Genomic DNA, 25,902 nt, shown 5'->3' on the forward strand with positions numbered 1-25,902 from the left:
GATGACTTTCTCGCTTTTCTCTGTCGCGCTCGGGGGCGCGCTTGGCGCGTCGTTGCGCTTTCTCGTCGCCACTGCGCTGATCCGCGACGGGTTTCCGGTCGCCATCCTGTCGGTGAACGTTCTGGGCAGCCTTCTGATGGGTCTGGCGGTTATCGTGCTCGATCGGCTTGGCCTGACGAGCTGGCAGCCGTTCCTGCTGATCGGCGTCCTGGGCGGTTTCACGACGTTTTCGGCGTTTTCTCTGGAGACGATCATTCTGATCGAGCGCGGCCTGCCGGGGCAGGCCCTACTTTACGTCCTGCTGTCGGTTGGCTTTTCGCTTCTGGCCCTGATGACGGGCCTCATCATTGCAAGGAGCCTGACATGAGCGGCGTCCAGACTATTACTGTGGCCGCGGGCGAGGGGGATCAACGGCTGGACCGCTGGCTCAAGCGACGCTTTCCGCAGCTCAATCAGGGCAATGTCGAAAAGGCGTGTCGCAAGGGCGAAATCCGCGTGGATGGCGGACGGGTCAAGGCCAACAGCCGTGTGCAGGAAGGTCAGGAGGTGCGGGTGCCGCCGTTGCCCGAGGACCGTGCGCCTGCAGCACCCCGCCGCGACAAGGTGACGGCAGCCGATGCCGAGATGATCCGCTCCTGCGTAATCTACCGCGACGATCATATCATCGCCCTGAACAAGCCGCCCGGTCTGGCGTCGCAGGGTGGCTCGGGTCAGACGCGGCATGTCGACGGGCTGGGCGATGCCCTGCGTTTCGACAGCGAAGAACAGCCCCGGCTGGTGCATCGACTGGACAAGGATACGTCCGGCATCATGCTGATGGCGCGTAACCGGTTGACCGCGGCACAACTCTCCGAGGCGTTCCGCGACCGCGAGACGCGCAAGATCTACTGGGCCGCGGTCGCGGGCACCCCGCATCCAAGGATGGGCACAGTACGGTATGCGCTGGTCAAGGCGGGCGGCGGGGGCGACGGCGGTGAAAAGATGCGGACGGTCCACCCGGACGAGGTCGACGACATCCCCGGCGCGAAACGTGCGGTGACGGACTATGCCGTGCTCGACACTTTGGGGTCGCGGGGCGCGTGGCTGGCGCTGGTGCCGGTCACCGGGCGCACCCACCAGTTGCGCGTCCATATGGCCGAGATGGGGCATCCCATCGTCGGCGACGGCAAATACGGCGGATCCGGGCAAGAGAACCAGGGCGATGGCTGGGGGGCAAGTTTCGGCGGCGAGATCAGCAAGAAACTGCACCTGCACGCCCGTCATCTGTCGCTGACCCATCCGATCACGGGTGCCCGGCTGAGCCTTACGGCCCCGCTGCCCGATCACATGGAGCGGACGTGGAAGATGATGGGCTGGGACGGCCTGGATGTGCCGCTCGATCCCTTTGCCGACGAAGAGGCCTGACATGCTCGTCCTGTTCGACGTGGACGGAACGCTTGTCGACACCGATGCGCAGATCGGCGGCATCATGATTTCCGCTTTCGAGGCGGCGGGATTGCCACCGCCCAGCCTGGCGCAGGTCGTCGAAACTATCGGCTTGTCGCTGCCCGAAATGGTAGAACACCTGGCGGCGCAATCCACAGTCACGATCACGATCGATTGCTGTGCGAAGATCGTCGCCGGGTATCGGTTGCGCTTTGCCGACGCGCTGGCCCGCAAGGAAGAACCGCCGGTATTTCCCAATACGGAGACAACGCTCCTGCGGCTGAGGCGGGCTGGCATGACGCTTGGCATCGCCACCGGAAAGTCGCGGCTCGGTGTGGACTATGTTCTGGACGCGATGGACTGGCGCGGGCATTTTCAAACGGTGCAATGCGCAGACGACAATCCCTCCAAGCCCGATCCGACGATGGTGGAGAAGGCCCTGGCCGCAACCGGCACCGACCGGACCCAGGCCGTTCTGGTCGGCGATACATCGTTCGACATGGAAATGGCTGCGGCCTGCGGCGTTCGGGCGATCGGTGTCGCATGGGGGTACCACCGACCGGAGCGTCTGCTGTCGGCCGGGGCAGAGACTGTCGTGGACGATTTCGAGACACTCGGGACCCTGTTGCTGGAGTCGAACAGATGAGCGAATGGAAGGCGAAACGATTCTGGAAAACTGCCGAGGTCGAGGTCCTGGACGGTGGGTTCACTGTCCGGCTCGACGGTCGTCCGGTGCGGACCCCGCTCAAGACGCAGATCACGATGCCGACCCGCGCGCTGGCGCAGGGTGTCGCACAGGAATGGCAGGCGCAGGGCGATGTCATCGACCCTTTGTCGATGCCATTGATGCGCGCAGTGAACGCAACGCTGGACAAGGTCGTGCCGCAGCAGGCCGAAGTGGCGCAGAACCTTGGCGATTACGGCGGATCGGACTTGTTGTGCTACCGTGCCGCCGGACCCGAGTCGCTGGTGGCACGGCAAGCGGCGGCTTGGGACCCGATGCTGGACTGGGCTGACGAACGCTTCGGTGCCAGGTTGATCGTAACACAAGGCGTTATCCCGGTCGATCAGCCCGCCAATGCGACCGAGGCATTGCGGGCGCACGTCGCGGCGCTCACCCCTTGGGAGCTGACGGCCCTGTCGGAATTCGTGACCCTGACCGGCAGCCTGATTCTCGGACTTGCCGCGATGGACGGACACACAGCGGACGATATCTGGCCACGCAGTCGCGTCGACGAGGACTGGCAAGCCGAGCAATGGGGTGCGGACGAAGAAGAGGCGACCCGTATCGCCGTCAAACGTGCGGCGTTCCTGCAAGCCGGTGAATACCTCGGGCTTCTTCGGGCCGGTTAAACTCTTGTTGGCGTGTCATCGGGCGTTGACCTTAGGGAAACGTTCATTCCTTGAGCAAATGCATCCTTTCGCGGCATCCTCCCTTGACGTTTGACCCTTCATCTAGTCTCAATTGCGCTAGTGGGGAGGGTGAACATCCTCACATCAAAACCAGCCGCGCCGATGAAACGGTGCGGTGCCGGGCGGGTTTTAGGCCGCTCGGTTCATCAGGAAGAGGTTTAACTCATGAAGAATTCCGTAATTCTCGGCACGCTGGCTGTCGCCGGTCTGGCCGCAGCCGGCGCTTCGGCTGCAACGCTGGATGACGTCAAGGCTCGCGGTACGCTGAACTGCGGCGTCACCACCGGCGTTCCCGGCTTTGCCGAGCCGGATGCCAATGGTGTGTGGCAAGGTTTCGATGTGGCCGTCTGCCGCGCCGTCGCTGCCGCCGTCCTGGGCGACGCCGAGGCCGTTACCTTCGTTCCCACGACCGGCAAGACGCGCTTCACCGCGCTGGCCTCGGGCGAAATCGACGTGCTGGCCCGGAACACGACCTGGACCTTCTCGCGCGATACTGACCTGAAGTTCGACTTCGTCGGTGTGAACTACTACGACGGCCAGGGTTTCATGGTTCCGACCGCATTGGGTGTAGCGTCGGCCAAAGAACTGGACGGCGCGACCGTCTGCATTCAGACCGGCACCACGACTGAATTGAACCTGGCCGACTATTTCCGGGTTAATGGCATGTCCTATGAGCCTGTTCCGATCGAAACCGGGGCAGAAGCCGTCCAGCAGTTCCTGGCCGGTGCCTGCGACGTCTATACGACCGACGCCTCGGCGCTTGCCGCCCAGCGTGCCGGTTTCGCGAATCCGGACGATTATGTCGTGCTGCCCGAGATCGTTTCGAAAGAGCCGCTCGGCCCTCTCGTGCGTCACGGCGACAGCGAGTGGGCGGACATCGTCCGCTGGACGCTGAACGCGCTGATTTCGGCCGAAGAGCTGGGCGTCACCAAGGAGAACGTCGAGCAGATGGCCTCGGCCCCTGGCGACAACCCGGAAATCAACCGCATGCTAGGCACCGAAGGTGAACTGGGCGCAATGATCGGTCTGAGCAGCTCCTGGGCGAAGGACGCGATCGCGGCCGTCGGCAACTACGGCGAAGTGTTCGATGAGAACATCGGTGAGTCTACGCCGATCGGCCTGCAGCGCGGCCTGAACGCGCAGTACAAGGACGGCGGCCTGATTTATTCGCCGCCCTTCCGCTAAAAACATCGGGGAAGGGCGCGGAGCGATCCGCGCCCTTCTTCCATCAACAACAATAATCTCACGGGTAAGGAGCGGCCTTTTCGGGTCCGGTCCGGGGCAAGAAGGCGAAATCGCCCTGTCCTGATGCCCGACGGGACACGGGGAAAGCTAATGACCACGATGACGGACCCGCCCAAGGCGGACGGCTTCCGCTTTGGGCAGCTGATCAATGACACGCGATACCGGTCCTACACGTTCCAGTTTATCGCCATCGTTCTTCTGTTCCTGTTCTTCGGCTGGCTGATCAACAACGCGATGAACAACCCGGTGCTGCAACAGGTCGGCATCGACTTCGGCTTCCTGGCGGATCCGGCCGGATATGACATCAATCAGAAGCCGATCGAATACACCAGTCAGAGCACGCACCTGCGCGCCGCACTGGTCGGGGGCATCAATACGCTGATCGTGGCCGTGCTTGCCTGTATCACGGCGACTATATTCGGTGTTATCGCGGGTGTTCTGCGCCTGTCGAACAACTGGATCATCTCCAAGCTGATGGCGATATACGTCGAGATGTTCCGGAACATCCCGGTGCTGATCTGGATCATCATCATCTTTACCGTCGCGGCGAACACTTTCCCCGCGATTCAGGATTACCGTGGTGACAACCCCACCAATACGCCGCTTCTGGGAATGTTCGCCTTTACCAACCAAGGCGTTTTCATACCCAGTCTCGTCTTCGATGGCGCAGGGGGCTGGATTGTCTTTGCCGTGCTTGCCGCATCGATCCTGGGAATTTTTGCGCTGCGTGGTTATGCCCGGAAAAAGCTGTACGACGAAGGCAAGTTGGTCAAGATCCTATGGCCGTCCATCGCATTGCTGCTCGTGCCGGTGGCGCTGGCCTATTTCCTGCTGGGGCAGCCCATCTCGGTGGAAAACCCGGTCATGGGTCGCTTCCGCTTTGAAGGGGGTTTCCTGCTGCGCCCATCGCTGATCGCACTGTGGTTCGCCCTGTCGATCTATACCGGCGCATTCATCGCCGAGAACGTCCGCGCAGGCATCCTCGCCATCTCCAGCGGCCAGACGGAAGCCGCCGCGGCGCTGGGGCTGCGACCCGGCCGCATCATGTCACTGGTCGTTCTGCCGCAGGCGCTGCGCGTCATCATCCCGCCGCTGATCTCGCAGTATCTGAACATCACCAAGAACACGTCGCTGGCGATTGCGGTCGGCTATATGGACCTGACCGGCACATTGGGCGGCATCACGCTGAACCAGACCGGACGGGCGCTGGAAAGCATCCTGCTGCTGATGGCTTTCTACCTCAGCTTCAGCCTGATTATTTCGGCGGTGATGAACGTCTACAACAATTCCGTCAAACTGAAGGAGCGATGACATGAGCGATACCCACGCCCAATCCGTCGCCTTCGTGCGCGACACTGAAATCCCGCCGTCCCCGCCACCCGCGCGCGAAACGGGGGCTATCAAATGGGTGCGCGAAAACCTGTTCTCGGGGCCGATGAACTCGATTCTGACCATTCTGGGGTTGCTGATCGCCTTCTGGCTGCTGTCAGGCCTGATCCCATGGGTCGTGAATGGCACATGGACGGGCAACGATATCCGGGAATGCCGCGAGATCCTGCAAGGGTCGGGCGGGGGGTGCTTTGCTGTCGTTGCCGAACGTTGGCCGCAATTGCTGTTCGGGTTCCAATACCCCGACTATCTGCGGTGGCGCCCATCGCTGGCGTTCGTCCTGTTGTTCCTGGCCGTGCCGCCGATGCTTTTCATCATGTTCCTGCCGCGCTGGACGTTGGCATTGTCAGCGGTCTATCCATTCCTGGCCTATTGGCTGATCTGGGGCGGTACGATCCTGACACCGATCTTCATCGCGCTCGCGGTGCTTTTCGGCTATTTCACATTTGCCAAAATCGAAAAGCGTGGCTTCGTGACAGGGTTGCTGGCCGGTATCGTCGTGGCCGCCGCGATCATCTGGGTCGGAGGCCTGGTGGCTGGCGAATTTTCGCGGTTCGGTCGTCTGGAAGCAGTGGAAAGCCGAGCGATGGGGGGCTTCATGCTCAACCTGATACTGGGCATCGTCTGCGTGTCGCTCTCGATCCCATTCGGCATTCTGCTGGCTCTCGGGCGGCAATCGCGTCTGCCGATCGTCAAAGGCTTCTGCGTTGTCTTCATCGAGTTCGTGCGCGGTGTGCCACTGATCACGCTGTTGTTCGTGGCGAACGTCGTGCTGGCATACTTCCTGCCGCCCAATGCGAACTTCGACCTGATCCTGCGGGTGATCATCATGATCACGATGTTCTCATCGGCCTATATCGCCGAAGTGATCCGGGGCGGCCTGGCCGCCTTGCCCAAGGGACAATACGAGGCTGGCGACAGTCTGGGGCTGGACTATGCTCAGTCGATGCGGCTGATCATCCTGCCACAGGCGATGAAGATCTCCATTCCGGGCATCGTCAATGTCGCGGTCGGCCTGTTCAAGGACACGACACTCGTCTCGGTCATTTCGATGTTCGACCTGGTCGGCATGATCCGCGGACCGATCCTGTCGTCCACCGACTGGGCCGGTGTCTATTGGGAACTGTGGGCCGCGGCCTGTATCCTGTTCTTCACCGTCTGCTACGGCATTTCGCAATATTCGCAGTGGCTCGAGCGCCAGCTGCGGACCGATCATCACTGAGGATTTCCGACATGGCTATGACAGATACCAACCCGAGCGCCATGACCGTCTCCGACGAGGTGGCCATTGAAATCAAGAACATGAACAAGTGGTACGGCAGTTTTCATGTGCTGCGCGATATTGACCTGACCGTGCAACGCGGCGAGCGGATCGTGATCTGCGGGCCGTCCGGTTCGGGAAAGTCGACGCTGATCCGGTGCATCAACGCGCTGGAGGAACATCAGCAGGGCAGTATCATCGTCGATGGCACGCCGCTGTCGTCGGACCTGAAGAATATCGACAAGATCCGGTCCGAGGTCGGCATGTGCTTCCAGCACTTCAACCTGTTTCCGCATCTGACGATCCTGGAAAACTGTACGCTCGCGCCGATCTGGGTTCGCAAGACGCCCAAGAAGGAAGCCGAAGAGACGGCGATGTATTTCCTTGAAAAGGTGAAGATTCCCGATCAGGCGAACAAGTATCCCGGTCAGTTGTCGGGCGGTCAGCAGCAGCGGGTCGCGATCGCGCGAAGCCTGTGCATGAAGCCCCGCATCATGCTGTTCGACGAGCCGACATCGGCGCTGGACCCCGAGATGATCAAGGAAGTTCTGGACACGATGATCCAGCTTGCCGAGGAGGGGATGACGATGCTGTGCGTGACACACGAGATGGGCTTTGCCCGGCAGGTCGCGAACCGCGTTATCTTCATGGATGCCGGTCAGATCGTGGAGCAGAACGAGCCGGAGAGCTTCTTCCTGAACCCGCAGAACGAGCGCACCAAGCTGTTCCTGAGCCAGATCCTGGGTCACTGATCCGTGTAATATCGGATGTATTACGACCGTATGGCAGAGCGTATTACCTGCGTATTACAGGTCTTTCTGTCAGGTATTGAACACCCCGGTCATTCGGTCGGGGTGTTTTCCATCTGAAGGAAACAGATTATTCTGTTTCAGGCAGCGTTTCCGCAGGTGCGTTCTTTTTCGCTTCGATCTTTTGAGCCATCTTCTTTTCCGCCGGGGTCCGGGGTCCGGGGGGCAGGGACAGTGATCCCTTCCTCACGCATGCGATCAAGGAACTTGTCCGAGAAAGTTGCCCAATATCGCTCCGGTGGGATCGCCTCGATGACAAGTTTGATCCGGTAGATCGTCAATCCGGCCACTTCGTCGAAGATCGTGACGTTATCGGTTGTGCGGCACTGAGGAAGGGTATCGGCAGTTGCGATCTGAGTCCCCCGGAGAAGAGTGGCATTCTGGAGTGCGTAAGTCCGCTCGTTGCCGGATTGTATGTCCGGCTACTTCCTGACCGCCATCAGCGCCGCGGCGCGTTCTTCGCGGGTCAGGAGCTTCGGCTCGCGGGTGGGCGCGCCGTCGTCTCCGAAAAACGGCGTCCCGCGCCATTCACCCGAAAGGTTCTTGGCCGCCATGCGCGACACCATGCGACTGACCATGCGGACCATGCCCTTGTGGGTCTGTTTTCCACCGGGGCCGGGAATGAACGCCTCGGCCATGATCCTGCCGGCGTCATCGGGCTGATCCAGCCGGTCGGCGTTCATGCCGACATGCACCAGCCGCTGCTTGAGCGGCGTGTGGAACAACGGAGTGCCGCAGCAGGTCGCATACCAGCGCAACGCGCCCCTTGGAGTGTGGCGGAAGACGCGGAGATTTTCGCCGCCCTGCGTAATGTGCACGCGATCCTGCGTGGTTTGCAGAATGTTGACCTTTTCCGGGTCGGCCAGCCCAAGGTGGGTATAGGCCGAACGGCAATCGGCGCAGTGACAGAGGATATGCGTGTAAGCGGCGGGAGACATGTCGCGCAATTCGCCCCGGAGCTGTCCGCATATGCAGGCGAAACCGAGGGTTTTGCCGCCCGCCGCCATCAGATGGCGATTGTTCCGTTGGTGTCGAGCGCTTCGGGCATGTCGTCTTTGATCGCCTTGACGGCCTTGAGCTTCGGCTTGCGACGGACAGGTTTGTTGATGCCCGAGTTGGCGTCGATGAAGTCCAGGACCAGGGGCCGGATGTTTCGCCGCCAGCTGCCCCCCGCGAAGATGCCGTAGTGCCCGGCTTCGGGTTCGATGTAGCTGGCCTTCTTGTCGTCCGGCAGGCCGGTCAGCATATCGAGCGCGGCGACGCATTGGCCCGGGGCCGAGATGTCGTCCTTGCCGCCTTCGACCGTTTTCACGGCGACGGATGTGATCTTGCCGATGTCGACCTGATGGCCGTCGACCACGAAACGGTTCTGCGCGATCTCCAGTCCCTTGAAGATACGTTCGACCGTGGAGAGATAGAATTCGGCGGTCATGTCCATGACCGAGAGATATTCGTCATAGAACTTGTTGTGCTTGTCGTGGTCCGACGCCGTGCCGTTCGCGACGGCGATGATCTGATCGCGCATCGCCTGCCCGTGCTTTTCAGCGTTCATCGAGATGAAGGACGAGAGTTGCAGCAGACCCGGATAGACCTTGCGACCGACGCCCGCATACAGGAAGCCGACACGCTGAATCATGCTATGTTCCAACTGGCCCATCGTCACGCGGCGGCCGAAGTCGGTGACGTCGGTGGCGGCGGCGTCCGGGTCGATCGGCCCGCCGATCAGTGTCAGGGTGCGGGGCTGGGCATCCGGGTCCTGTTCTGCCAGCAGCGCGGTCGCGGCCAGCGTCAGGGGGGCGGGCTGGCAAACGGCGATAACGTTGATATCCGGGCCGAGCGCCTTCATGAAATCCACGAGGTAGAGAGTATAATCCTCGACGTCGAACTTGCCGGCGCTGACAGGGATGTCGCGGGCATTGTGCCAGTCGGTGATCCAGACGTCGGCGTCGGGCAAGAGCGAGGTGACGGTAGAGCGCAGCAGCGTGGCGTAGTGGCCGGACATCGGTGCCACAAGCAGAATTCTGCGCTGCATCGCATCGCGGCCCTGAACCTTGAAATGGATCAGGTCGCCGAAATCGCCCTTGACCGTTGTTTCCACCTCGACCGGATGGTCGAGCTGATCGTCACCCGGAATGGCGGCAAGGTTCCAGTCGGGTTTTACATTCATGCGTCCGAAGCTGCGCTCGGTCACTTCGCCCCAGGCGGCGAGCATCTTGAACATCGGAAGCGGCATAAGCGCGGTCGCAGGATAGCTGCCCATGGTCCGGGCCGTCGCACCCAGCCAGGCATTCGTGTTTCGGAGCGTTTCCATCATGTCGTAGGCAGCCATGTAGCGCATTCGTGGAACTCCTGTCTGGCGGGCCGGGACAGGCCGTGCCATTCGCTTTAGAACCTGGGTTTTTCAGGTATAGTGAACCCATATATTACTTAGCAGTTGCAGCATGGCGACGGGAAGGCAAGCAATGTCGGATGGCGATCGCGCGAATGCGCACGGACGTGACGAGACCGACACGGGTGCGGACGCACAGACTGAAGCCCTGTCGCGGCTGAACGCGAATCTGGAACGAATTGATGAATTGACCAAAAGGCTGGTCGGCGCGCTCGCGGCCAAGCGCAAATCGGACCAGGGTCTGCAGGGTCCGGGGCCCGAGCTTTATGCCAAGGCGATGGCGGCCTACTGGGCCGAAATGGCGTCGAATCCCGGCAAGCTGATCGAACGGCAGGTCGGCTATTGGGGGCAGGCATTGCGCCATGCGTTCGAAGCCCAAACAGCGCTGACGTCGGGCAAGCCCGTGCCCGCGCCCGATGGCCAGCCCGAGGACCGTCGGTTCGCCAACAGGATGTGGTCCGAGCATCCGTATTTCAATTTCGTCAAGCAGCAGTATCAGATCAGCGCCGCCGCCATAAAGGACACCGTTCACGATCTGGAAGGGCTGGACCGGGCCGACAAGCAACGGGTGGAGTTCTTCAGCCAGCAAATTGTCGACCTGTTCGCGCCCACCAACTTTCTGGCGACGAACCCCGAAGCCATGCAGAAGGCCGTCGATACCGAGGGCGATTCACTGGTCAAGGGGCTGGAGAACCTGGTCCGGGACATCGAGGCGAACGAGGGCGACTGGCTGGTCACCCTGTCGGACCCGGAAGCGTTTCAGGTCGGGGCCAACATCGCCACCAGCGAGGGCAGCGTCGTCTTCCGCAACCGGATGTTCGAGCTGATCCAATATGCACCGACCACCGAGACGGTGCACAAGACGCCGATTGTCCTGTTTCCGCCGTGGATCAATAAATTCTACATTCTTGACCTGAAACCGGCGAATTCGCTGATCAAATGGATCGTGGATCAGGGGTATACGCTGTTCGTGGTCAGCTGGGTGAATCCGGACGAGAGTTATTCGGACGTCGGTTTCGATGCATATGTCGATGAGGGGTTCCTCACGGCCGTCGACGTCGCAAAAGAAATCACGGGTGAAGCAGCAGTCAACGCCATCGGGTATTGCATCGCGGGCACTACGCTAGCAGCCACGCTGGCGCTGATGTCGCGGCGCGGCGATACCTCCATCAAGTCCGCGACTTTCCTGACGACGCTGGCCGACTTTTCCGATCCGGGCGAGATGGGAGTCTTTCTGGATTCCGATTTCATCGACGGGATCGAGCGGGAGTCCAGGGCCAAGGGCTATCTCGACAAGTTTTTCATGGGGCGGACGTTCAGTTATCTGCGGTCGCGCGATCTGGTCTATGGCCCCGCTATCAAGAGCTACATGCTGGGCGAGGCGCCACCGGCCTTTGATCTGCTGTACTGGAACGGCGACGGCACCAACCTTCCGGGCCCCTTCGTAACGGAATATCTGCGCAAGCTCTGCGTACGGAACGAACTGGCCAGCACGGGCTTCGACCTGCTGGGCCAGACCGGCCTGACGCTGGGCGACGTATCGGTGCCGCTGTGCGACATTGCCTGCGAAACGGATCACATCGCGCATTGGCGTGGTGCCTGGCAGACGGCGGCGCAGTTCGGGTCCGAGGACAAGACATTCATCCTGTCGCAATCGGGGCATATCGCAGGCATCGTGAACCCGCCTGCGCGTAACAAATATGGCCATTACGTGAACGAAGTTGCGGCCGATACCCCCGACGAATGGCTAGAGGGCGCGACCTTCCACGAAGGCAGCTGGTGGCCGCGCTGGGAGAAGTGGCTGCGAGGCAGGTCCGGCAAGAAGATCGCGGCCCGTGCCCCCGGTGGCGAGGATCACCCGGTGCTGGACGCGGCCCCCGGAAAATACGTTCTGCCCGAACGCAAATCTGCTTAATCAGCGGAAATTGGCGCAGGCGTGAAAAAATCATGCTGCGGTGCAGAAAAAAACTTGCAATGCCGCACTGCAGCATCTATCTGTCTCTCAGCCGATGAGGAACCGGCCCGATGGTCGGGCAGACCTCTCGACATAGGGATGAGGATTATATCATGACCAAGACGCAAGATTTCACCAAGTACATGACTGACATGATGGGGTCGTTCCCCGTTGACACTTCGGCCATGAGCGAAGCCTTCAAGACCCAGGCCGCTTTCGCCGAGAAAATGTCCAAGGTTGCACTTCAGGCTGCCGAGCAGTCCGCCGAGATCAGCCACAAGTGGACCCGCGAGACCCTGAACAAGATGGCGCCCGTCGCTTCGATCAAGGACGAGCCTGCCGATTACGCCAAGTCGGTCACCGACTTCGCTTCTGCCTCTGCTGAAGTCGCTGCCGAGAACATGGCTGCCTTCGCCGAGATCGCCAAGAAGGTTCAGATGGAAACCGTCGAACTGATGATGGCCGCCGGTAAGGAAGCCCAGGAAGACGCGACCGCCGCCGTCAAGAAGGCCTCGGCCGACGTGACGACTGCCACGAAGAAAGCCACCTCGAAGTAAGAGGTCGATCGACCGGGAAACTGGACGATATTAGGGGGGAGCCATAGGGCTTCCCCCTTTTTGTTTGCCCTTTCGGCGTGGTGCGGCGTAGGCTGTTCTGCACTGCAACAATGGGGGGTCGGACATGGCGGACGAATCGAAGCCGCTGCTGATCAAGCGCTACGCCAGCCGTCGGCTGTATAACACCGAGACCAGCGACTATGTGACGCTTGAAGACATCGCCGGGTTCATCCGGGCGGGGCGCGAGGTCAAGATCGTTGACCTGAAATCGGGCGCAGAACTAACGCGATCCTATCTGCTCCAGATCATTGCGGAACATGAGAGCAAGGGCGAATCGGTGTTGCCACTGGGCGTTCTGACCGATCTCGTGCGCAGTTATACCGGCACCGCCCAAAGCGTTGTGCCCGAGTTTCTGGCTTCCAGTTTCGAGATGTTGCGGTCCGGTCAGTCCAAGCTGATCGAGAATATGACCACGATCAATCCGATGGCACAGATGCCGGGCTTCAAGGCCATGCAGGAACAGCAGGCAGCCTTCTTCAAGGCGATGACCGGACGCTGGGCTGAAGGCGAAGGCCCGACCGATCAGGCAGCCGCTGCCCCCGATGCGGATGCGGAAAGTCAATCCAAGGAAGAGCTGGACGCCATCCGAAAGCAGTTGGCTGACATGCAGGCGACGCTGGCCAAGATGAACAAGTAACCGGATACCTGACAGTATCGGAAGGGGGCTGGCGCCCCCTTGTTCGTGCCTGACAGCGGGCTTTATTGCGCCAGGACGTAGCGTTCCATCAGCAACCGCACTGGGCCGGTCTCGCCGTCGCCGACCAGTCGGATCGCCACGGTATAGCTGCCGGGCAAAAGCCGCGAGACGAGGAAGCTGTCCAGACCGTCCGGCCCGTCGTCGTTTTCTCCGATGCGCCTCCCGACACGGTCGAACAGAACGACTTCGGGGTCGAGGCCGTTGCCGATGACTTCGGTCAGCAGAAGGCCGCCTGCAGGCAGCTCGAGCCGGTACCACGTCGCGTCAGACGAAGTCTGGACCTCTTGCAGGATAGCTGTGTCGAGCGTGCCCAGATCTGTGATCGTCACGCTGTCACCCGCCGTCGGTGCGAATTCGGCGGCGTTCAGACGGCGCAGGCGATCGGCGGCGGGATCAAAGGTTTCCAGCCCGACAGTGATCAGGTTTTCGTTGCCGTTCAGATCCTCGATTTCGATGCAATAGTCACCAGGCTCCAGCCTCTGGGTCAGGTCGATTCGGGAGTTCAGTCCATCGAAATCGTCGTTCTCGGCCAAGACGTTGTGCCGGGCATCAAGCAGGCGGATCAGGGGGTCGCCGTATTCGCTGCTTGCGGTGACAGATATCGGCGTCGCCTCAGCCAAGGTGAAGCCATAGGCGGGTGTGGACCCTGCCGTGTTCGATGCGGACAGGCCTTCCGTCAGGCCTGGGATGTCGAGATCAGTGCCCAACGATGCAGTGTCGGGTTCGAAGCACCCCGCACCGGTGCCGCCGGAATCGATCGGCGCAGCGGCTGAAGGAATGGCGGGCGTGCCAAAGTCCTGATCGCCGCGGCCCAGTTTGACCGAAACATCCGTGACGCCCGATTCATAGCTGCGCGCGGCAAGGCAATAGGTGCCCTCGGCAAGTGTTGTCTGCACCGATGCGCCGAAATCGCCGGCGGAATCGTCGTCGGCGGCGACTTCGACCCCGGCGGCATCATAGACCGAGATATAGGGATCGCCTGCCGGGATGGCGCTGACATCGATCCGCACGTCGGTGTCCTGCGAGAGGGTGAACATCCGCACCAGATGGCCCGCAATGGGCACCTGACCTTCGGTATCGAAAATGTCGTCCGCGGTGGCCAGGTCAGACGCGGCTTCCTCTCCGCCGACCCATTCGCCCACCAGTGATATCCCGCCGCAGATCGGCGACTGGGCCAGCGCGGGTCCGGAGAAGACAATCAGAAGGGTGATGCCTGCGAGAATGCGTTTCATGAAATCCCTCCGAAAATTATGACGTTCCGCAACGGTAGGGGGCCGCTGCCACAAGGGCAACGGCGATCACGCCACGTCGGCGAACACCTGATCCAGCGCGGCAGAGAGCTTGTCGAACATTTCGTCCATCTGCGCGTCGGTCATGATGAAGGGCGGGCACAGCACGATGGATTGACCCAGTGGACGGCACAACAGGCCGTGATCGCCGCAGGTATTGGCGATGCGTTCCGACACCGACAGTTCCGATTCAAACGGCGTCTTGCTGGACTTGTCGCGCACCGCTTCCAGTGCGCCCATCAACCCGCGGCCCCGCCATTCGCCGATGTGATCGTGTTGCGCCAGCCTGGCCAACCCGGTCTCGAACCGGGGGATCAGGCGCTGGACGTTTTCGAGTAGCCCGCCGTTCAGCACGAGGTCGATGGACGCTAGCGCAATGGCGCAGCCGACCGGATGGCCCGATGCGGTGAAGCCGTGCGGAAACTCCTCAATGATGTCGGTCGCGCGTTGCAGACGGTCGGACAGGTCAGGGCCAAGGATCACGGCCCCCATCGGAAAATAACCTGCCGTCAGCGCCTTGGAGGATATGATGGCATCTGGCACAAACCCGTAGCTTTCGCAGCCCCAGACCGACCCGGTGCGCCCGAATCCGGTAATGACCTCGTCCGCGATGATGGGAATATTGTGCGTCCGCAGCACCGGCAGGATCGCGTCGAAATAGCCCTCCACCGGGGGGATCACGCCGCCTGCACCCTGCACGGGTTCGGCAAAGAACCCGGCGATGGTATCGGCCCCTTCGTTCGCGATCAGTTCTTCCAGTTCGGCCACCAGCCGGGCGAGGAAGTCGGCCTCGCTCTCACCCGACTGACCTTCGCGCCAGTAGTGCGGGCAGGTCAGGTGCAGGAAGCCGGGCATGGGCAGGCCGAAAACGGAGTTATAGGGCTTGCCGGTCATCGACGCGCTGACCGCCGTTACGCCGTGATAGGCGTTGACGCGGGTGATGATCTTGCGCGCGTTCGGGCGGCCTTCGCTGGCATGCATGAACCACAGCATCTTGACCATGGTGTCGTTCGCCTCGGATCCGGAATTGGTATAGAATACCTTGCCGCTCTCGAAGGGTGAAACCTCGACCAGCGTTTCCGAAAGCATCACCGCCTGGTCGGATATCCGTCCGAAAAATGCATGGTATCCGGGAAACCGGGCGTACTGGTCCTGCGCGGCCTTGATCAATCCGGGGTCGTCGAAGCCCGCGATCATGTTCCACAGACCGGAATTCGCATCCAGATATCGCCGGCCTTGGGTATCGAAGACATACGGCCCTTCGCCATGGGTCAGAACTGTGGTGCCGCGCGCTTCGATGGACGGCAGGTCGGTAAACCCGAAGAAGCTGTTCTGCTTGGCGCGGGCGTCCCAGGAATTGGGGCGTGTGGTATCGGACATGATAAACCTCGTGCGTGTCGCGGCGACGCTACGCTTGTCCCGATGCGCCGTCCATCGGGGACTTGGGCCGCGACCGCAGGGTGTGTCGCGACGAACGGGCGCGACCTTCCTGCATCACATGCCGGGCAAAAATACCGGGCGGTCCTGCCCCGTCCTTTCAATACCTTGTCCCTGCGGGGCACTGTGCACGCAGGGGGCGATCCGATCATGAGCAACACGTTTTTCGGCGCAATTGCGGACGATTTCACCGGGGCCACCGATCTGGCCGCGATGCTGTCGCGTGCCGGTGTTCCGGTCACCCTGCGGATCGGCTTGCCAGAGGGTCCCGTGGCAAACGAGACCGCGACCGCATTCGAAGTCATCGCCCTCAAGATTCGCACCGTGCCGCCCGAGGATGCCGTGGCCGAGGCGCGCGCCGCATTGCGCTGGCTGCGGGCGCGGGGGGCGAAGCGCATTTTCTGGAAGTACTGTTCGACCTTCGACAGCACGCCACGCGGCAACATCGGTCCGGTTGCCGATGCGCTGATGTCGGATTTGAAAATCGACCGGACGGTGCACTGTCCTGCCTTTCCGGAAAACGGGAGGCGGGTATTCATGGGCAATCTGTTCGTGAATGACATGCTGTTGAGCGAAAGCCCGATGAAGGATCATCCGCTGACGCCGATGCGCGACTCAAATCTGATGCGTCTGCTTGCGCCGCAGATAAAACGCCAAACCGGACTGGTGACCTTTCCGACCGTCCGCCGGGGCGCCGAAGCCGTTCGCGATGCCATGGCGACGCTGTCCGGCCATGTCGTTCTGGATGCGGTGGAGGATTGCGATTTGGCCACTCTGGCCGAGGCGCTTCACGATATTCCGTTGATCTGCGGTGGATCTGCCATCGCGCAGCCGCTGCCAGCCCTGTGGCGAAACACCGGAACCATTGGACAGACGGCGACCGCGCCATTGCCCAAAGTGACAGGTGGGCAGATCGTGCTGTCGGGGTCATGTTCGGCGATGACGCGGGCGCAGGTCGGCGTTTATCTGAAGGGCGCGGCCGGGTATCGTCTGGACCCGCTGGAATTGGCCCAGGGCAATCTGGCCGATGCACGTGCCTGGCTCAAGATGCAGGACCCGAATGCGCCCAAGATCGTCTTCGCCACGGCCGAGCCAAAATCCGTGGCGGCGGCGCAAGACCGGCTGGGCGTGGCGAGGGCGGGGGCCTTGGTCGAGGACGCACTGGCGCAACTGGCTATCGACGCCCGCAATATGGGCGTGTCCCGGATCGTGGTCGCAGGCGGTGAAACAAGCGGTGCGGTGACGCGCGCGCTGAATGTCGACCGCCTGACCATCGGGCCAGAGGTCGCGCCGGGCGTGCCCTGGTGCTTTACCGGCAATGGACTGGCACTGGCACTGAAGTCCGGAAACTTCGGGGCCGAGACGTTTTTCAACGACGCCTTCGAAATGCTGGAGCATGGAGTTGCGTCTGCGACGGGCTGACGAGAAGCTTCCCATACGATATGCGATTCCACGCGCCACAGAATGCCGGTGATGCCGCGTCAGTTCTGTGTTTGACCGCCTGCGCCTCCGATCGCTTCGAAATTCAGGGCGTGGCGGCGCCGGGCATTCTAGCGTTCCATCGGAACGGTAACGGGACCGTCATTGACCAGATGCACCGCCATATCCGCCCCGAAACGTCCGGTCTCGACATGAATGCCCGTGGCGCGCAGGGCGGAAACGAAATGCTCGTAGAGCCGTTCACCTTCGTCCGGCGGGGCTGCGGCGGAGAAACCGGGGCGATTGCCGCGTGAGGTATCGGCGGCCAGAGTGAACTGACTGACAACCAGCGCGCCGCCGCCGGTTTCGAGCAGCGAGCGGTTCATGCGGCCGTTGTCGTCACGAAAGATCCGCAGTTTGGCGACACGATCGGCCAGAGCCTTGGCATTTGGCTCGGCATCGCCCTGCATTGCGCAGACCAGAACCAACACGCCCGGTCCGATGCGACCAACGGTGTCACCTGCAATGTCGACGCGGGCTTCGGTGACACGCTGGACGATTGCTTTCATCGGGGCGGCTTCACAATTCCGATGCCCAGGGCGGGTTGGCCCCGGCCCGAGACACGGTAATCGCGGCGGCGGCGACGCCCAGTTCCAGCGCGGCGCGCAGGTCGCCGTCCGACGGGGCCTGCTTGCCCAAAACACCCGCACGATGCAGCCCGGCGAGGAAGCCCGCATTGAACGTATCACCCGCACCGACGGTATCGACGACCTCCACCCTGTGGGCGGGGACACGGACCTCTGCCTCGCGGGTGATCGCACGCACGCCCGCCGCGCCTTCTGTCAGGCACAGGATGCGTGCCCCCGCGTCCAGAACCTCGTCGGGCGTCATGCCCAGCCAGTCGATGTCGACATCCGACAGCTTGACCACATCCGCCACGGCCAGAAGCCGGTCGAGACGGGCGCGGAAGACCTGGGCATCGCGGATGAAGCCGGGGCGGATGTTCGGGTCGATCATGACCGGAAGATGCGCATTCGTGAGGGTCAACGCTTCATACGCCCGCGCGCAGGGTTCCACCGCAAGGCTGATGCCGCCGATGAACAGCGCGGTGATGCCGCCCATGTCCGGCGCATTCTCGGGCGATAGCATGCGGCCCGCAGTGCCTTCGTCATAGAACGCGTATTCGGCGTGGCCATCGGTCAGCGTCACGAAAGCCAGTGTCGTGGGCCGGTCGCTGATCGCGGCGCGGTTTTGGACGTTGGACGCCGACAGCGCGTCAGACAGACGCACGCCGAACAGGTCCGACGACAGGCCGGTGTGCAGGGCGACCGGCGCACCAAGACGACCCAATGCGATCGCGGTATTGAAGACCGCGCCCCCGGTCGCAGGGTAGAACCCCGGTCCATCGGAGGTTTCGCGGGGCAGCATGTCGATCAGGGCTTCGCCCGCACAAAGGATCATCGGCTTGGTCTTCCTGTTGGGGTTGCCTACTTGGACTGGGCCGCGATGTAGCCCACGATTGCCGCCACGATCAACGCGGCAATGGTGGCGAATGCGATCTTCCATTTGGAATAGGGCCGTTCGCCCTGCACCCGCCCGGTCTGGCCGTTGACCACGAAGCGATAGGATTGGCCGCTGTATTTATAGGCTGCGACCCAGACCGGCAGCAGGACATGCTTGAAGGTGACGTCCGACATGCGTGTGTCAATCCGGTCAATTCGCTGCTGGTCGCCGCCGATGTCCATTCTTACGTCACGGGCGATGACAGCATCCATATGGGCGCGGGCCTCGGTCAATCCGTCTTCCAGCGTTATGCGATAGGCTTCGGCCCGGAACCCGGCCAGGTATTGCGGCGCATAGGGCGAGAGGGCGGACATGTCCCAGGGCTGCAGGCCGTCGGTATGACTCTTTGGCAGCGATGATGAGGCGAGGATGACGACGTCGTCGAAAAACCGTGCAACCCGTCCCCGGCGCGGGCTCCAACGGATCCTGGGCACCTGAACGCGGGTCGGCTTGCCATCCCGCATCACCGTCTGCGTGACGTAATAGGTGTCGCCGCGTTGCCCGGAATAGCTGCTCTCGGTCTGGGCATCGAACGTCCAGAAGGGGACATAGACGCCTGTCATCCTGCGTCCCTTGCGGGCGTATTTCTGCAAACCGTTGGGCGCAAACCACAGGCTGCCCAGCCAGTCATTCATCGCGACATGCGCCTGTCGTTCCTCGAATGCAAAGGGGATCACGGCGGCGGGTTTGATATGGCGGTTGATCCCTGTGCCGGTCACTATGGGAGTTGCGCAGAACGGACACTCGGCGGCATGGATGGCGGGGTCGAATTCGATCTGCGCGCCGCAGTTGGGACAATCGAGGACGCGCGTCTCCTCCTGTTCGGCACCGTCCGCATTCAGACCGCGTTCGATGGCGATCTCGCGGATCGTGTCTCGTAACTGGGGCAGGGGTGTCGTGTTGCCACAATAGTCGCAGATCATCTGGTTGTTACCGGGATCGAACCGCATGTCGCTGCCGCAATTATCGCAGGGGAAGCGATGTTCCTCGGTCTTTGGAACTTCGGGCGGCCGCGGTGGGGTGTCGCGACGAACGGTCGGGATTTTCACAGAAACCTCTGCATCATTTTGGGCACCATGATCCGCAGCGCATTGTCGTGCAGCGCATAGTGGCGCCAGATATGATAGAGCGCGTGGAAGCCGACAACGACAGCGAGCGCGTAGAATTCCAGCGAATGCAGCGTTCCGACCCAGGCATTCGCGTCCGGCAGGCCCAAAGGCGGCGCAATCGGCAGAATGGTCCCGGCGAACAATACACGACTGGCGGTCAGGCCCAGCAGAAACCCGGTGAAGGCAACCCCGAACAGGCCCCATATGAGAGTCAGATGCAATGGTCTATGAATCCGCCGCGCTGCCCCCCGTAGTTTGGGTCCGGGACGGGAGGCGAGACCCTGTACCAGAAAAGACGCAGTCCAGATCAGGCATATCGTCACGAACACCAGCCCGAATACGGAATGCAGGGTCACGGCCCAATCGCCCCACCGCGCCACATCGCGAGGTTGCACCAGCAAGAACCAAATCAAGAACGGCAGAACGGACCAATGAAGAACCTTCAGCCATGTGCGCCGGGCGGGGAGGGATATGCGTTTCATCGCGGTTGCCGCACTGACTTCAGAGGGGCGAGGGGCCAGCCCCTCGCGCTCCCCGGAATATTTTCAGAGCAAAGACTGGAGACAGGTTCTGTATGACAGTGAAGCGAGAACGTCGGTCCTGTATCGTCATCACGCACCGGGCGGGGGTGGGGGCATGACCGTGAAAAGCTGCGCCAGCTCGTCCACGTCATCGGCCGTTTTCCAGCCGTCCTGACCCTGGGTCCAGACCATCGTTTCGCGCTTGACCTCACCCTCGGCGACCATGCGGCCCAGTCGTGCCTTGCTGAACGGGCCCTTGCTCTTTCCGCCTTCGGCGATATGCCAGACATGTTCTACGGGCGGCGGTGGCGGCGGCGGAGCGGCCGGGGCCTGCGCCGGTCGCGCGCCCCAGGGGCCCGATTGCATCATATTACCCATCGCCATGCCCATTCCGGCACCAAGACCCATGCCCATCCCCGAATTCGGCGTCGTCGCGGCGTCCTGCATCGCCTCGGCGGTGGCATATTGCTGATACTTGTTCAGATCGCCCAGCACGCCCATCGAGGTGCGCTTGTCCAGGGCCTCCTCGACCGCGGGCGGAAGCGAGATGTTCTCGACATAGAGTTCCGGCACGACCAATCCGTATTCTGCTGTGGTCGCGCTGATCTGTTCGGCGATGATGCGGCCCAGATCGTCGGTGTTCGCCGCCATGTCGAGGACGGGAATGCGACTGCCGGCCAGCGCGCGCGATGCGGACTGTACGATCATGTTGCGGATCTGGAACTGGATCTCGTCGCGGGTGAACTCACCGTCAGTGCCGACGATTTCGGTCAGGAAGCGGCCCGGATCGGCGATCTTGATTGCATAGGTGCCGAAGGCGCGCAGGCGGACGGGACCGAATTCCGGGTCGCGCAGGGTAATCGGGTTCTTGGTGCCCCATTTCAGGTCCGTCATCCGCGTGGTCGAGACGAAATAGATCTCGGATTTGAAGGGCGATTTGAAACCGTGATCCCAATGCTGCAACGACGTCATGACCGGCATGTTGTTGGTTTCCAACATATACAGACCGGGCAGGAACACGTCGGCCAGCTGACCTTCGTGGACAAAGACGGCGGCCTGACCTTCGCGGACCGTCAGTTTGGCACCGTACTTGATTTCATTGCCCTGCCGCTCGAACCGATAGACGAGGGTGTCACGGGTGTCGTCCGTCCATTCGATGACGTCGATGAACTGGCCGGAGAGGAAATCGAGGATGGACATGAAGTGTTCCTTCGGAAGGGTCGGTCTGTATGATCCAGATGGGGATTATGGTCTCTGGTTCCATACCCGACTTCGGGCAGAGCGGCGCGATAAAATCCGCGACAGGACCATATGACCCGACCGCATGACCGAAACCGGGAGGTATGCGAAAAGCCTTCCGGACATCAGACCGGGTCCGAGCCGACAAGCTGCGCCGCGATTCGCTGGACGATGGGGCGTGCTTCCTCGGCCGTCATGCCGACGCGCAACCGACGATCATACAAAATCTTGAGCAGCAGTTCGTCGTGCCGTGTGAGAAGCGCAAATTCCTCGTCGTCGTTGAAGATCGACGGGCGCACCTGTGGGTTGTCGTTTGCGAGGCCCAGGCCCTGGACGATTTCCTCCTGATAGCACGACTGCCGGAACAGGTTGGGATGTTCGGATCGCACCAGGGCAATGGCCGAGACATATGCATTCGGCTGATCTGAGGACGACGAGGCATAGACCGCGCAATAGGTATTGCGGTTCAGCGATGTGATGTCCCGCACGGTCTGTCGCGACAGGCCCGGTTCTGCGGCCATGATCTGCGGCCCGAGCTTGCGCTGTTCGTCGATCGAGGCGACGAAGACGTGAAAGTTCCCGTTGCTGGCCACGACATCGATGGGGTGCCCGGCCGCCCGGCGCAAGCGGCGGACATAGGCTTCGATCCGTCTGCGATCCGCCTCTTTCACGGCGTCCGGAACCGAGGCTCCGAAGTGCAGTTCAATGCGAACGGGCTTTTCCCACCGTCGCAATTGCGCGCGGCTTTGCTGCGCCACATACCGCCCGCCCATCTGGGTATATTCGGAAAACAGGGCGATCCGTTCGAAGTTGCGGGCCAGGTCCGCAGCACTGAACGCGGTCCCGGCACCGCCGTCCTGACGCAGCAGGCCTTGTGCAACGAGCCGCTGTTCCAGCCGCGCATAAAACAGGGACAGTGCCCTGCTTTCTTCCGATTGGCCAACAGTCATTGCAGCGACCGCAACAGGTGCCGCGGGCGGTCGGATCGACGTTTCCGGCCCGGCGGATGTATCGAGCGAAGACTCGCAGGCGGTCACTGCAAGGACCATCATCAGGGCCGGCAAGAGGCGAAGACCGTTCATCAGGAGTTCGGAACCGCAGAGCCTGCGGTGTCGCCGACCTTGTCCTTGCGCGCGCTGGCAGAAGCGAGCGTCGTGCGAAGTTCCTTTTCCATCTGCTCCAGCTCTTTTTCGGCCTCGGCGCGGCGGGCCTTGCCTTCGTCGGCAATCTGCAGGCTTTCCTCGATGGTAGCGACCAGATCCTCGTTGGCCTGACGGACGGCGGCAATGTCGAAGACGCCGCGCTCCATCTCGGTGCGGACGACCTTGTTGGCATCGCGCAGGTTCCGGGCGTTCGCGGTCAGCAACTCGTTGGTAAGGTCGTTTGCATCGCGGACGGCTTCGGCCGCCTCGCGGGAGCGTTGGATCGTGACCGCCTGCGCCAGCTGAGTTTCCCAAAGCGGCACGGTATTCACGAGGGTGGAATTGATCTTGGTGACAAGGCTTTTGTCGTTTTCCTGCACCAGCCGGATCGACGGCAGCGATTGCATCGTCACCTGCCGGGTCAGTTTCAGGTCGTGCACCCGGCGTTCGAGATCGTCGCGCGCGGCACGCAGGTCGCGCAGTTCCTGCGACCCGATCATCTTGTCATCCTCGTGCAGGGCCTCGACCTGGGTTTCCTTTGCCGGGATGGTTGTGGCGTCCAGATCGGCGAGCTTGGCTTCGCCCGCGCTGATATACAGCCCCAGCTCCTCATAGAAATCGAGCGTCTTTTCATAGAGCTTGTCCAGGGATTTGATGTCCTTGAGCAGTACATGCTCGTGCTTGAGCAGGTCATCGGTCACCTTGTCGATCTGGCCTTGCACGTTCTCGAACTTGGCGATGAAATTCGAGAACGGTGCAGCCCGGCCCAACAGCTTCTCCCACCACGACCGCTTGCGGCGCACGTCCAGCTCCGACACGGAAAATCCGCGAATTGTGGACACGATGTTGCGCAGACTGTCGCCCGCCGGGCCGACGTCCTTGTTCTTCACATCCGTCAGCATGGCCTGCGAAATCTGCTGCAACTCGGCCTGCGCGTTCGACCCGAAGCTGATGATCGACTGGGTGTTGGTCATGTCCAACTCGTCCATGCGACGACGGATTTCGGCGGCAACCGGCGCGTCGGCCTTCTCCAGCGGCACGATCTCCGTACCCGGCTCGGGCAGGGCGACGGCAGCAACCTGATCGATTTCGGCTGTGATTTCAGCGGCCTTCTGGCGCGTAACGGTATCCATGTATCAGTCTCCGGTTGGCAGGCCGTCCGCTTTCAGACGGTCCCGCAGAACTTCGATCTCGACATCCAGATCGGTGCGATCCGAGATCAGCAGCGTTTCGCGCTTGGCCTCGATCCCGCGCTCCAGGTCGTCGAGCAGGTTGAAATAATCCGCTTTCACATCGGCATCCTTGCGGGCGGCATAAAGGTCGGCGAACTTCACCGTCGCGTCACGCGCACCCATCAGGTAGACGCCCAGGAATTTGCGTGCCGAGGTCAGATCGCGGGGGTCGTCCTCGACCGTGCGGAACATCTCGCGGGCCTTGGCCGACAGGCTGGCGACACGCGCCGTCGCCTCGCGGTCGCGGGCGCGCAACACGGCGTCGTTCATCGCGGTCAGGTGCTTTTCCGCCTCGGCAATGGAACGGGCGACCCGTTCAGTCTGGAACGTATCGACGCCTTCCATCCCCTTGTCGGACATCGGGTCCAAACCGAACGATACGATGTGCAAGACACCCGCCACGACGCCATACACCAGTCCGGACAACAGCCCCGACAGGCCGGACGCGGTGGCCAATGCGACGCCGATGCCCAAGACCACTGCGCCGAAAATCTTGCGTGGCACCGCGGGGCGGCGGGCGATGCGGCGTTCGGCCCAGGCGGCCTCGGCCTTCAGGCCTTCGCGGGTCAGCACGGCACCGCCGAAGATCGCGGCGGCCGCGGCAAGGTTCATCGCCAGGCCAACCGGTCCGGGTTGTCCAAACGCAAAAATCACGGGTATCACGGACAAGGCCATCAAAATGGTCGTGCGGGCACGTCCCCTCAGCGGCGATTTCAGGGTCGGTGCGGGTGACGTCGTGATTTTGCCACGTGCATCCGTCTTTTGCCCCGTGGGACTGAATTCACCGCCAAACCGTTGCGCCATACCTAAAGCCCCCCGCCGTCGAGCATCCCGACGCCCGCCAGGGCGACCAGAACCGCAAGCGCGGCGAAGGCAATCTTCTGCAGTCCCGGCGAACCCATTCGCGTCTTCCCCCAACCCCTGCCGACAAAAAATGAGGCAGTATCACAGTATGACAAGTGACCCCACCTGTGCCAGTGCCACATCCGGCGAATGTCCGCCGTCAGCCTTTTTGTCTGAAAAGAACATCGTGAGATGCCCTGTGCTTGCGCAGATCGCTCCTCAGATCGGCACGAAGCGCGCGACCGGCCTGTACCGCGGGGCGGTCGCCGACCTCGGCCAGCCAGCGCGCCAGATGCGGCTTGTCGTCCAGCGTCTGTTGTTGACCCTCCCAAAGCGAGACCCAGCCCCAGAGGCTCATGTCGGCAATGGAGTAGAAATCTCCGGCGACATAGCGGTTGTCCGATAACTGCGTATCCAGCACCCGATACAATCGCGCGACTTCGCTGCGATACCGGTCCTTGGCATAGGGCAGGTCATTTGGCGGGTCCATCGCGGGCGCGTATTTCAGGAAGTGATGCGCCTGACCGGCCATCGGGCCGACGCCGCCCATCTGCCACATCAGCCACTGATCGACGGCGATGCGCTCGCGCTCCGTCTCGCCGCAGAACCTGCCGTGCTTGCGGGCCAGATACTGCAGGATCGCGCCACTCTCGAAGATCGGGATCGGCGCGCCATCCGGGCCATCCGGGTCGATGATGGCGGGCATCCGGTTGTTCGGGCTTATGGCAAGGAATTCCGGCTTGAACTGGTCGCCCGCACCGATATTCACGAGGTTCAGAATATACGGCAGGTCGAATTCGTGCAGCGCGATAGATACTTTCCAGCCGTTGGGCGTCGGCCAGAAATACAATTCGATGGGTGCGGTCATTGGCGCGTCCTTCAACGGTTCGTGACAGGTTCTGTCCGATA

Annotated in this window: 25 protein-coding genes; 12 read left to right on the forward strand and 13 right to left on the reverse strand. The window is 61.8% G+C overall.

Translation table 11 applies throughout. From position 1 onward, the window contains the following. Position 1: 1 nt before the first annotated feature. From crcB to BMY38_RS15340, 8 genes are all read left to right on the forward strand, one after another. Entirely contained in the window at positions 2–367 is a 366-nt protein-coding gene (gene crcB / locus BMY38_RS15305; RefSeq protein ID WP_092764438.1) for a fluoride efflux transporter CrcB, read from the forward strand. Further along, on the forward strand, positions 364–1,404 hold the full coding sequence (locus BMY38_RS15310) for an RluA family pseudouridine synthase (protein WP_092764440.1): 1,041 nt from the start codon (positions 364–366) through the stop codon (positions 1,402–1,404). The genes crcB and BMY38_RS15310 overlap by 4 nt, the downstream gene beginning before the upstream one ends. A 1-nt stretch (position 1,405) precedes the next feature. Then, positions 1,406–2,071 carry an HAD-IA family hydrolase gene (locus BMY38_RS15315; RefSeq protein WP_175495912.1) on the forward strand — a complete coding sequence of 222 codons (666 nt, stop codon included), beginning with the start codon at positions 1,406–1,408 and terminating at the stop codon, positions 2,069–2,071. Next, positions 2,068–2,778 carry an ATP12 family chaperone protein gene (locus BMY38_RS15320; protein WP_092764444.1) on the forward strand — a complete coding sequence of 237 codons (711 nt, stop codon included), beginning with the start codon at positions 2,068–2,070 and terminating at the stop codon, positions 2,776–2,778. The genes BMY38_RS15315 and BMY38_RS15320 overlap by 4 nt, the downstream gene beginning before the upstream one ends. Before the next feature lie 225 nt (positions 2,779–3,003). Next, entirely contained in the window at positions 3,004–4,023 is a 1,020-nt protein-coding gene (locus BMY38_RS15325; RefSeq protein ID WP_092764446.1) for an amino acid ABC transporter substrate-binding protein, read from the forward strand. A 150-nt stretch (positions 4,024–4,173) separates the two neighbouring features. After that, entirely contained in the window at positions 4,174–5,394 is a 1,221-nt protein-coding gene (locus BMY38_RS15330; protein WP_092764448.1) for an amino acid ABC transporter permease, read from the forward strand. 1 nt (position 5,395) lies between these two features. Next, positions 5,396–6,694: an amino acid ABC transporter permease gene (locus BMY38_RS15335; RefSeq protein WP_092764450.1), complete on the forward strand. Its 1,299-nt coding sequence runs from the start codon at positions 5,396–5,398 to the stop codon at positions 6,692–6,694. A 41-nt stretch (positions 6,695–6,735) separates the two neighbouring features. After that, positions 6,736–7,485: an amino acid ABC transporter ATP-binding protein gene (locus BMY38_RS15340; RefSeq protein WP_092764740.1), complete on the forward strand. Its 750-nt coding sequence runs from the start codon at positions 6,736–6,738 to the stop codon at positions 7,483–7,485. Between the two features lie 479 nt (positions 7,486–7,964). Here BMY38_RS15340 and BMY38_RS15350 read toward each other — a convergent pair whose 3' ends face one another. Beyond that, positions 7,965–8,549 carry a DUF6151 family protein gene (locus BMY38_RS15350; RefSeq protein WP_092764455.1) on the reverse strand — a complete coding sequence of 195 codons (585 nt, stop codon included), beginning with the start codon at positions 8,547–8,549 and terminating at the stop codon, positions 7,965–7,967. After that, entirely contained in the window at positions 8,549–9,880 is a 1,332-nt protein-coding gene (phaZ, locus tag BMY38_RS15355; RefSeq protein ID WP_092764457.1) for a polyhydroxyalkanoate depolymerase, read from the reverse strand. Before phaZ ends, BMY38_RS15350 begins: the two co-directional genes overlap by 1 nt. A 124-nt stretch (positions 9,881–10,004) precedes the next feature. Between phaZ and BMY38_RS15360 the strand changes: the two genes are divergently transcribed. The 3 genes from BMY38_RS15360 (at position 10,005) to phaR (ending at position 13,139) form a co-directional block, all read left to right on the forward strand. After that, positions 10,005–11,846 (forward strand): PHA/PHB synthase family protein, encoded by a 1,842-nt coding sequence (locus BMY38_RS15360; protein ID WP_092764459.1) that lies wholly within the window; start codon positions 10,005–10,007, stop codon positions 11,844–11,846. Between the two features lie 152 nt (positions 11,847–11,998). Then, positions 11,999–12,442, forward strand: coding sequence for a phasin family protein (locus tag BMY38_RS15365; RefSeq protein WP_092764461.1), 444 nt, complete (start codon positions 11,999–12,001; stop codon positions 12,440–12,442). 124 nt (positions 12,443–12,566) lie between these two features. Then, on the forward strand, positions 12,567–13,139 hold the full coding sequence (phaR, locus tag BMY38_RS15370) for a polyhydroxyalkanoate synthesis repressor PhaR (protein ID WP_092764463.1): 573 nt from the start codon (positions 12,567–12,569) through the stop codon (positions 13,137–13,139). Between the two features lie 62 nt (positions 13,140–13,201). Here phaR and BMY38_RS15375 read toward each other — a convergent pair whose 3' ends face one another. Both BMY38_RS15375 and BMY38_RS15380 read right to left on the reverse strand, forming a co-directional pair. Next, positions 13,202–14,431: a hypothetical protein gene (locus BMY38_RS15375; RefSeq protein WP_092764465.1), complete on the reverse strand. Its 1,230-nt coding sequence runs from the start codon at positions 14,429–14,431 to the stop codon at positions 13,202–13,204. A 66-nt stretch (positions 14,432–14,497) separates the two neighbouring features. Further along, the gene (locus BMY38_RS15380) at positions 14,498–15,868 is read right to left on the reverse strand and encodes an aminotransferase (protein ID WP_092764468.1); all 1,371 of its coding nucleotides are present in this window, start codon (positions 15,866–15,868) and stop codon (positions 14,498–14,500) included. Between the two features lie 207 nt (positions 15,869–16,075). Between BMY38_RS15380 and otnK the strand changes: the two genes are divergently transcribed. Continuing rightward, complete coding sequence (gene otnK, locus BMY38_RS15385; protein ID WP_092764470.1) at positions 16,076–17,347, forward strand: 3-oxo-tetronate kinase; 1,272 nt, start codon at positions 16,076–16,078, stop codon at positions 17,345–17,347. A 128-nt stretch (positions 17,348–17,475) separates the two neighbouring features. Here the strand turns inward: otnK and dtd are convergent, their stop codons facing one another. The 9 genes from dtd to BMY38_RS15430 form a co-directional block, all read right to left on the reverse strand. After that, entirely contained in the window at positions 17,476–17,913 is a 438-nt protein-coding gene (gene dtd / locus BMY38_RS15390) for a D-aminoacyl-tRNA deacylase (protein ID WP_092764473.1), read from the reverse strand. A 10-nt stretch (positions 17,914–17,923) separates the two neighbouring features. Further along, a complete protein-coding gene (locus BMY38_RS15395; protein ID WP_092764475.1) occupies positions 17,924–18,805 on the reverse strand; it encodes a carbohydrate kinase family protein in 882 nt (293 codons plus the stop codon). A gap of 26 nt (positions 18,806–18,831) precedes the next feature. Then, the gene (locus BMY38_RS15400; RefSeq protein WP_424337805.1) at positions 18,832–19,956 is read right to left on the reverse strand and encodes a TFIIB-type zinc ribbon-containing protein; all 1,125 of its coding nucleotides are present in this window, start codon (positions 19,954–19,956) and stop codon (positions 18,832–18,834) included. Then, the gene (locus BMY38_RS15405; RefSeq protein WP_092764477.1) at positions 19,953–20,498 is read right to left on the reverse strand and encodes a cytochrome b/b6 domain-containing protein; all 546 of its coding nucleotides are present in this window, start codon (positions 20,496–20,498) and stop codon (positions 19,953–19,955) included. Before BMY38_RS15405 ends, BMY38_RS15400 begins: the two co-directional genes overlap by 4 nt. A gap of 129 nt (positions 20,499–20,627) precedes the next feature. Continuing rightward, positions 20,628–21,737: an SPFH domain-containing protein gene (locus BMY38_RS15410; RefSeq protein WP_092764480.1), complete on the reverse strand. Its 1,110-nt coding sequence runs from the start codon at positions 21,735–21,737 to the stop codon at positions 20,628–20,630. A 164-nt stretch (positions 21,738–21,901) separates the two neighbouring features. Beyond that, positions 21,902–22,858, reverse strand: a complete 957-nt coding sequence (locus BMY38_RS15415) for a DUF2927 domain-containing protein (protein ID WP_092764482.1) — start codon at positions 22,856–22,858, stop codon at positions 21,902–21,904. Continuing rightward, a complete protein-coding gene (locus BMY38_RS15420) occupies positions 22,858–24,051 on the reverse strand; it encodes a toxic anion resistance protein (RefSeq protein ID WP_092764484.1) in 1,194 nt (397 codons plus the stop codon). The genes BMY38_RS15415 and BMY38_RS15420 overlap by 1 nt, the downstream gene beginning before the upstream one ends. 3 nt (positions 24,052–24,054) lie before the next feature. Further along, positions 24,055–24,954, reverse strand: coding sequence for a 5-bromo-4-chloroindolyl phosphate hydrolysis family protein (locus BMY38_RS15425; RefSeq protein ID WP_092764487.1), 900 nt, complete (start codon positions 24,952–24,954; stop codon positions 24,055–24,057). A gap of 199 nt (positions 24,955–25,153) precedes the next feature. Further along, positions 25,154–25,861: a glutathione S-transferase N-terminal domain-containing protein gene (locus BMY38_RS15430; protein ID WP_092764489.1), complete on the reverse strand. Its 708-nt coding sequence runs from the start codon at positions 25,859–25,861 to the stop codon at positions 25,154–25,156. Positions 25,862–25,902: the final 41 nt, after the last annotated feature.

The sequence above is a fragment of the Jannaschia helgolandensis genome, assembly GCF_900109285.1.
GTDB classification, from domain to species: Bacteria; Pseudomonadota; Alphaproteobacteria; order Rhodobacterales; family Rhodobacteraceae; genus Jannaschia; species Jannaschia helgolandensis.

Bases quoted from the DNA above. Each gene is read 5' to 3' on its own strand.
- crcB (WP_092764438.1), top strand. From the start codon at position 2: ATGACTTTCTCGCTTTTCTCTGTCGCGCTCGGGGGCGCGCTTGGCGCG.
- BMY38_RS15310 (WP_092764440.1), top strand. From the start codon at position 364: ATGAGCGGCGTCCAGACTATTACTGTGGCCGCGGGCGAGGGGGATCAA.
- BMY38_RS15315 (WP_175495912.1), top strand. From the start codon at position 1,406: ATGCTCGTCCTGTTCGACGTGGACGGAACGCTTGTCGACACCGATGCG.
- BMY38_RS15320 (WP_092764444.1), top strand. From the start codon at position 2,068: ATGAGCGAATGGAAGGCGAAACGATTCTGGAAAACTGCCGAGGTCGAG.
- BMY38_RS15325 (WP_092764446.1), top strand. From the start codon at position 3,004: ATGAAGAATTCCGTAATTCTCGGCACGCTGGCTGTCGCCGGTCTGGCC.
- BMY38_RS15330 (WP_092764448.1), top strand. From the start codon at position 4,174: ATGACCACGATGACGGACCCGCCCAAGGCGGACGGCTTCCGCTTTGGG.
- BMY38_RS15335 (WP_092764450.1), top strand. From the start codon at position 5,396: ATGAGCGATACCCACGCCCAATCCGTCGCCTTCGTGCGCGACACTGAA.
- BMY38_RS15340 (WP_092764740.1), top strand. From the start codon at position 6,736: ATGACCGTCTCCGACGAGGTGGCCATTGAAATCAAGAACATGAACAAG.
- BMY38_RS15350 (WP_092764455.1), bottom strand. From the start codon at position 8,549: ATGGCGGCGGGCGGCAAAACCCTCGGTTTCGCCTGCATATGCGGACAG.
- phaZ (WP_092764457.1), bottom strand. From the start codon at position 9,880: ATGCGCTACATGGCTGCCTACGACATGATGGAAACGCTCCGAAACACG.
- BMY38_RS15360 (WP_092764459.1), top strand. From the start codon at position 10,005: ATGTCGGATGGCGATCGCGCGAATGCGCACGGACGTGACGAGACCGAC.
- BMY38_RS15365 (WP_092764461.1), top strand. From the start codon at position 11,999: ATGACCAAGACGCAAGATTTCACCAAGTACATGACTGACATGATGGGG.
- phaR (WP_092764463.1), top strand. From the start codon at position 12,567: ATGGCGGACGAATCGAAGCCGCTGCTGATCAAGCGCTACGCCAGCCGT.
- BMY38_RS15375 (WP_092764465.1), bottom strand. From the start codon at position 14,431: ATGAAACGCATTCTCGCAGGCATCACCCTTCTGATTGTCTTCTCCGGA.
- BMY38_RS15380 (WP_092764468.1), bottom strand. From the start codon at position 15,868: ATGTCCGATACCACACGCCCCAATTCCTGGGACGCCCGCGCCAAGCAG.
- otnK (WP_092764470.1), top strand. From the start codon at position 16,076: ATGAGCAACACGTTTTTCGGCGCAATTGCGGACGATTTCACCGGGGCC.
- dtd (WP_092764473.1), bottom strand. From the start codon at position 17,913: ATGAAAGCAATCGTCCAGCGTGTCACCGAAGCCCGCGTCGACATTGCA.
- BMY38_RS15395 (WP_092764475.1), bottom strand. From the start codon at position 18,805: ATGATCCTTTGTGCGGGCGAAGCCCTGATCGACATGCTGCCCCGCGAA.
- BMY38_RS15405 (WP_092764477.1), bottom strand. From the start codon at position 20,498: ATGAAACGCATATCCCTCCCCGCCCGGCGCACATGGCTGAAGGTTCTT.
- BMY38_RS15410 (WP_092764480.1), bottom strand. From the start codon at position 21,737: ATGTCCATCCTCGATTTCCTCTCCGGCCAGTTCATCGACGTCATCGAA.
- BMY38_RS15415 (WP_092764482.1), bottom strand. From the start codon at position 22,858: ATGAACGGTCTTCGCCTCTTGCCGGCCCTGATGATGGTCCTTGCAGTG.
- BMY38_RS15420 (WP_092764484.1), bottom strand. From the start codon at position 24,051: ATGGATACCGTTACGCGCCAGAAGGCCGCTGAAATCACAGCCGAAATC.
- BMY38_RS15425 (WP_092764487.1), bottom strand. From the start codon at position 24,954: ATGGCGCAACGGTTTGGCGGTGAATTCAGTCCCACGGGGCAAAAGACG.
- BMY38_RS15430 (WP_092764489.1), bottom strand. From the start codon at position 25,861: ATGACCGCACCCATCGAATTGTATTTCTGGCCGACGCCCAACGGCTGG.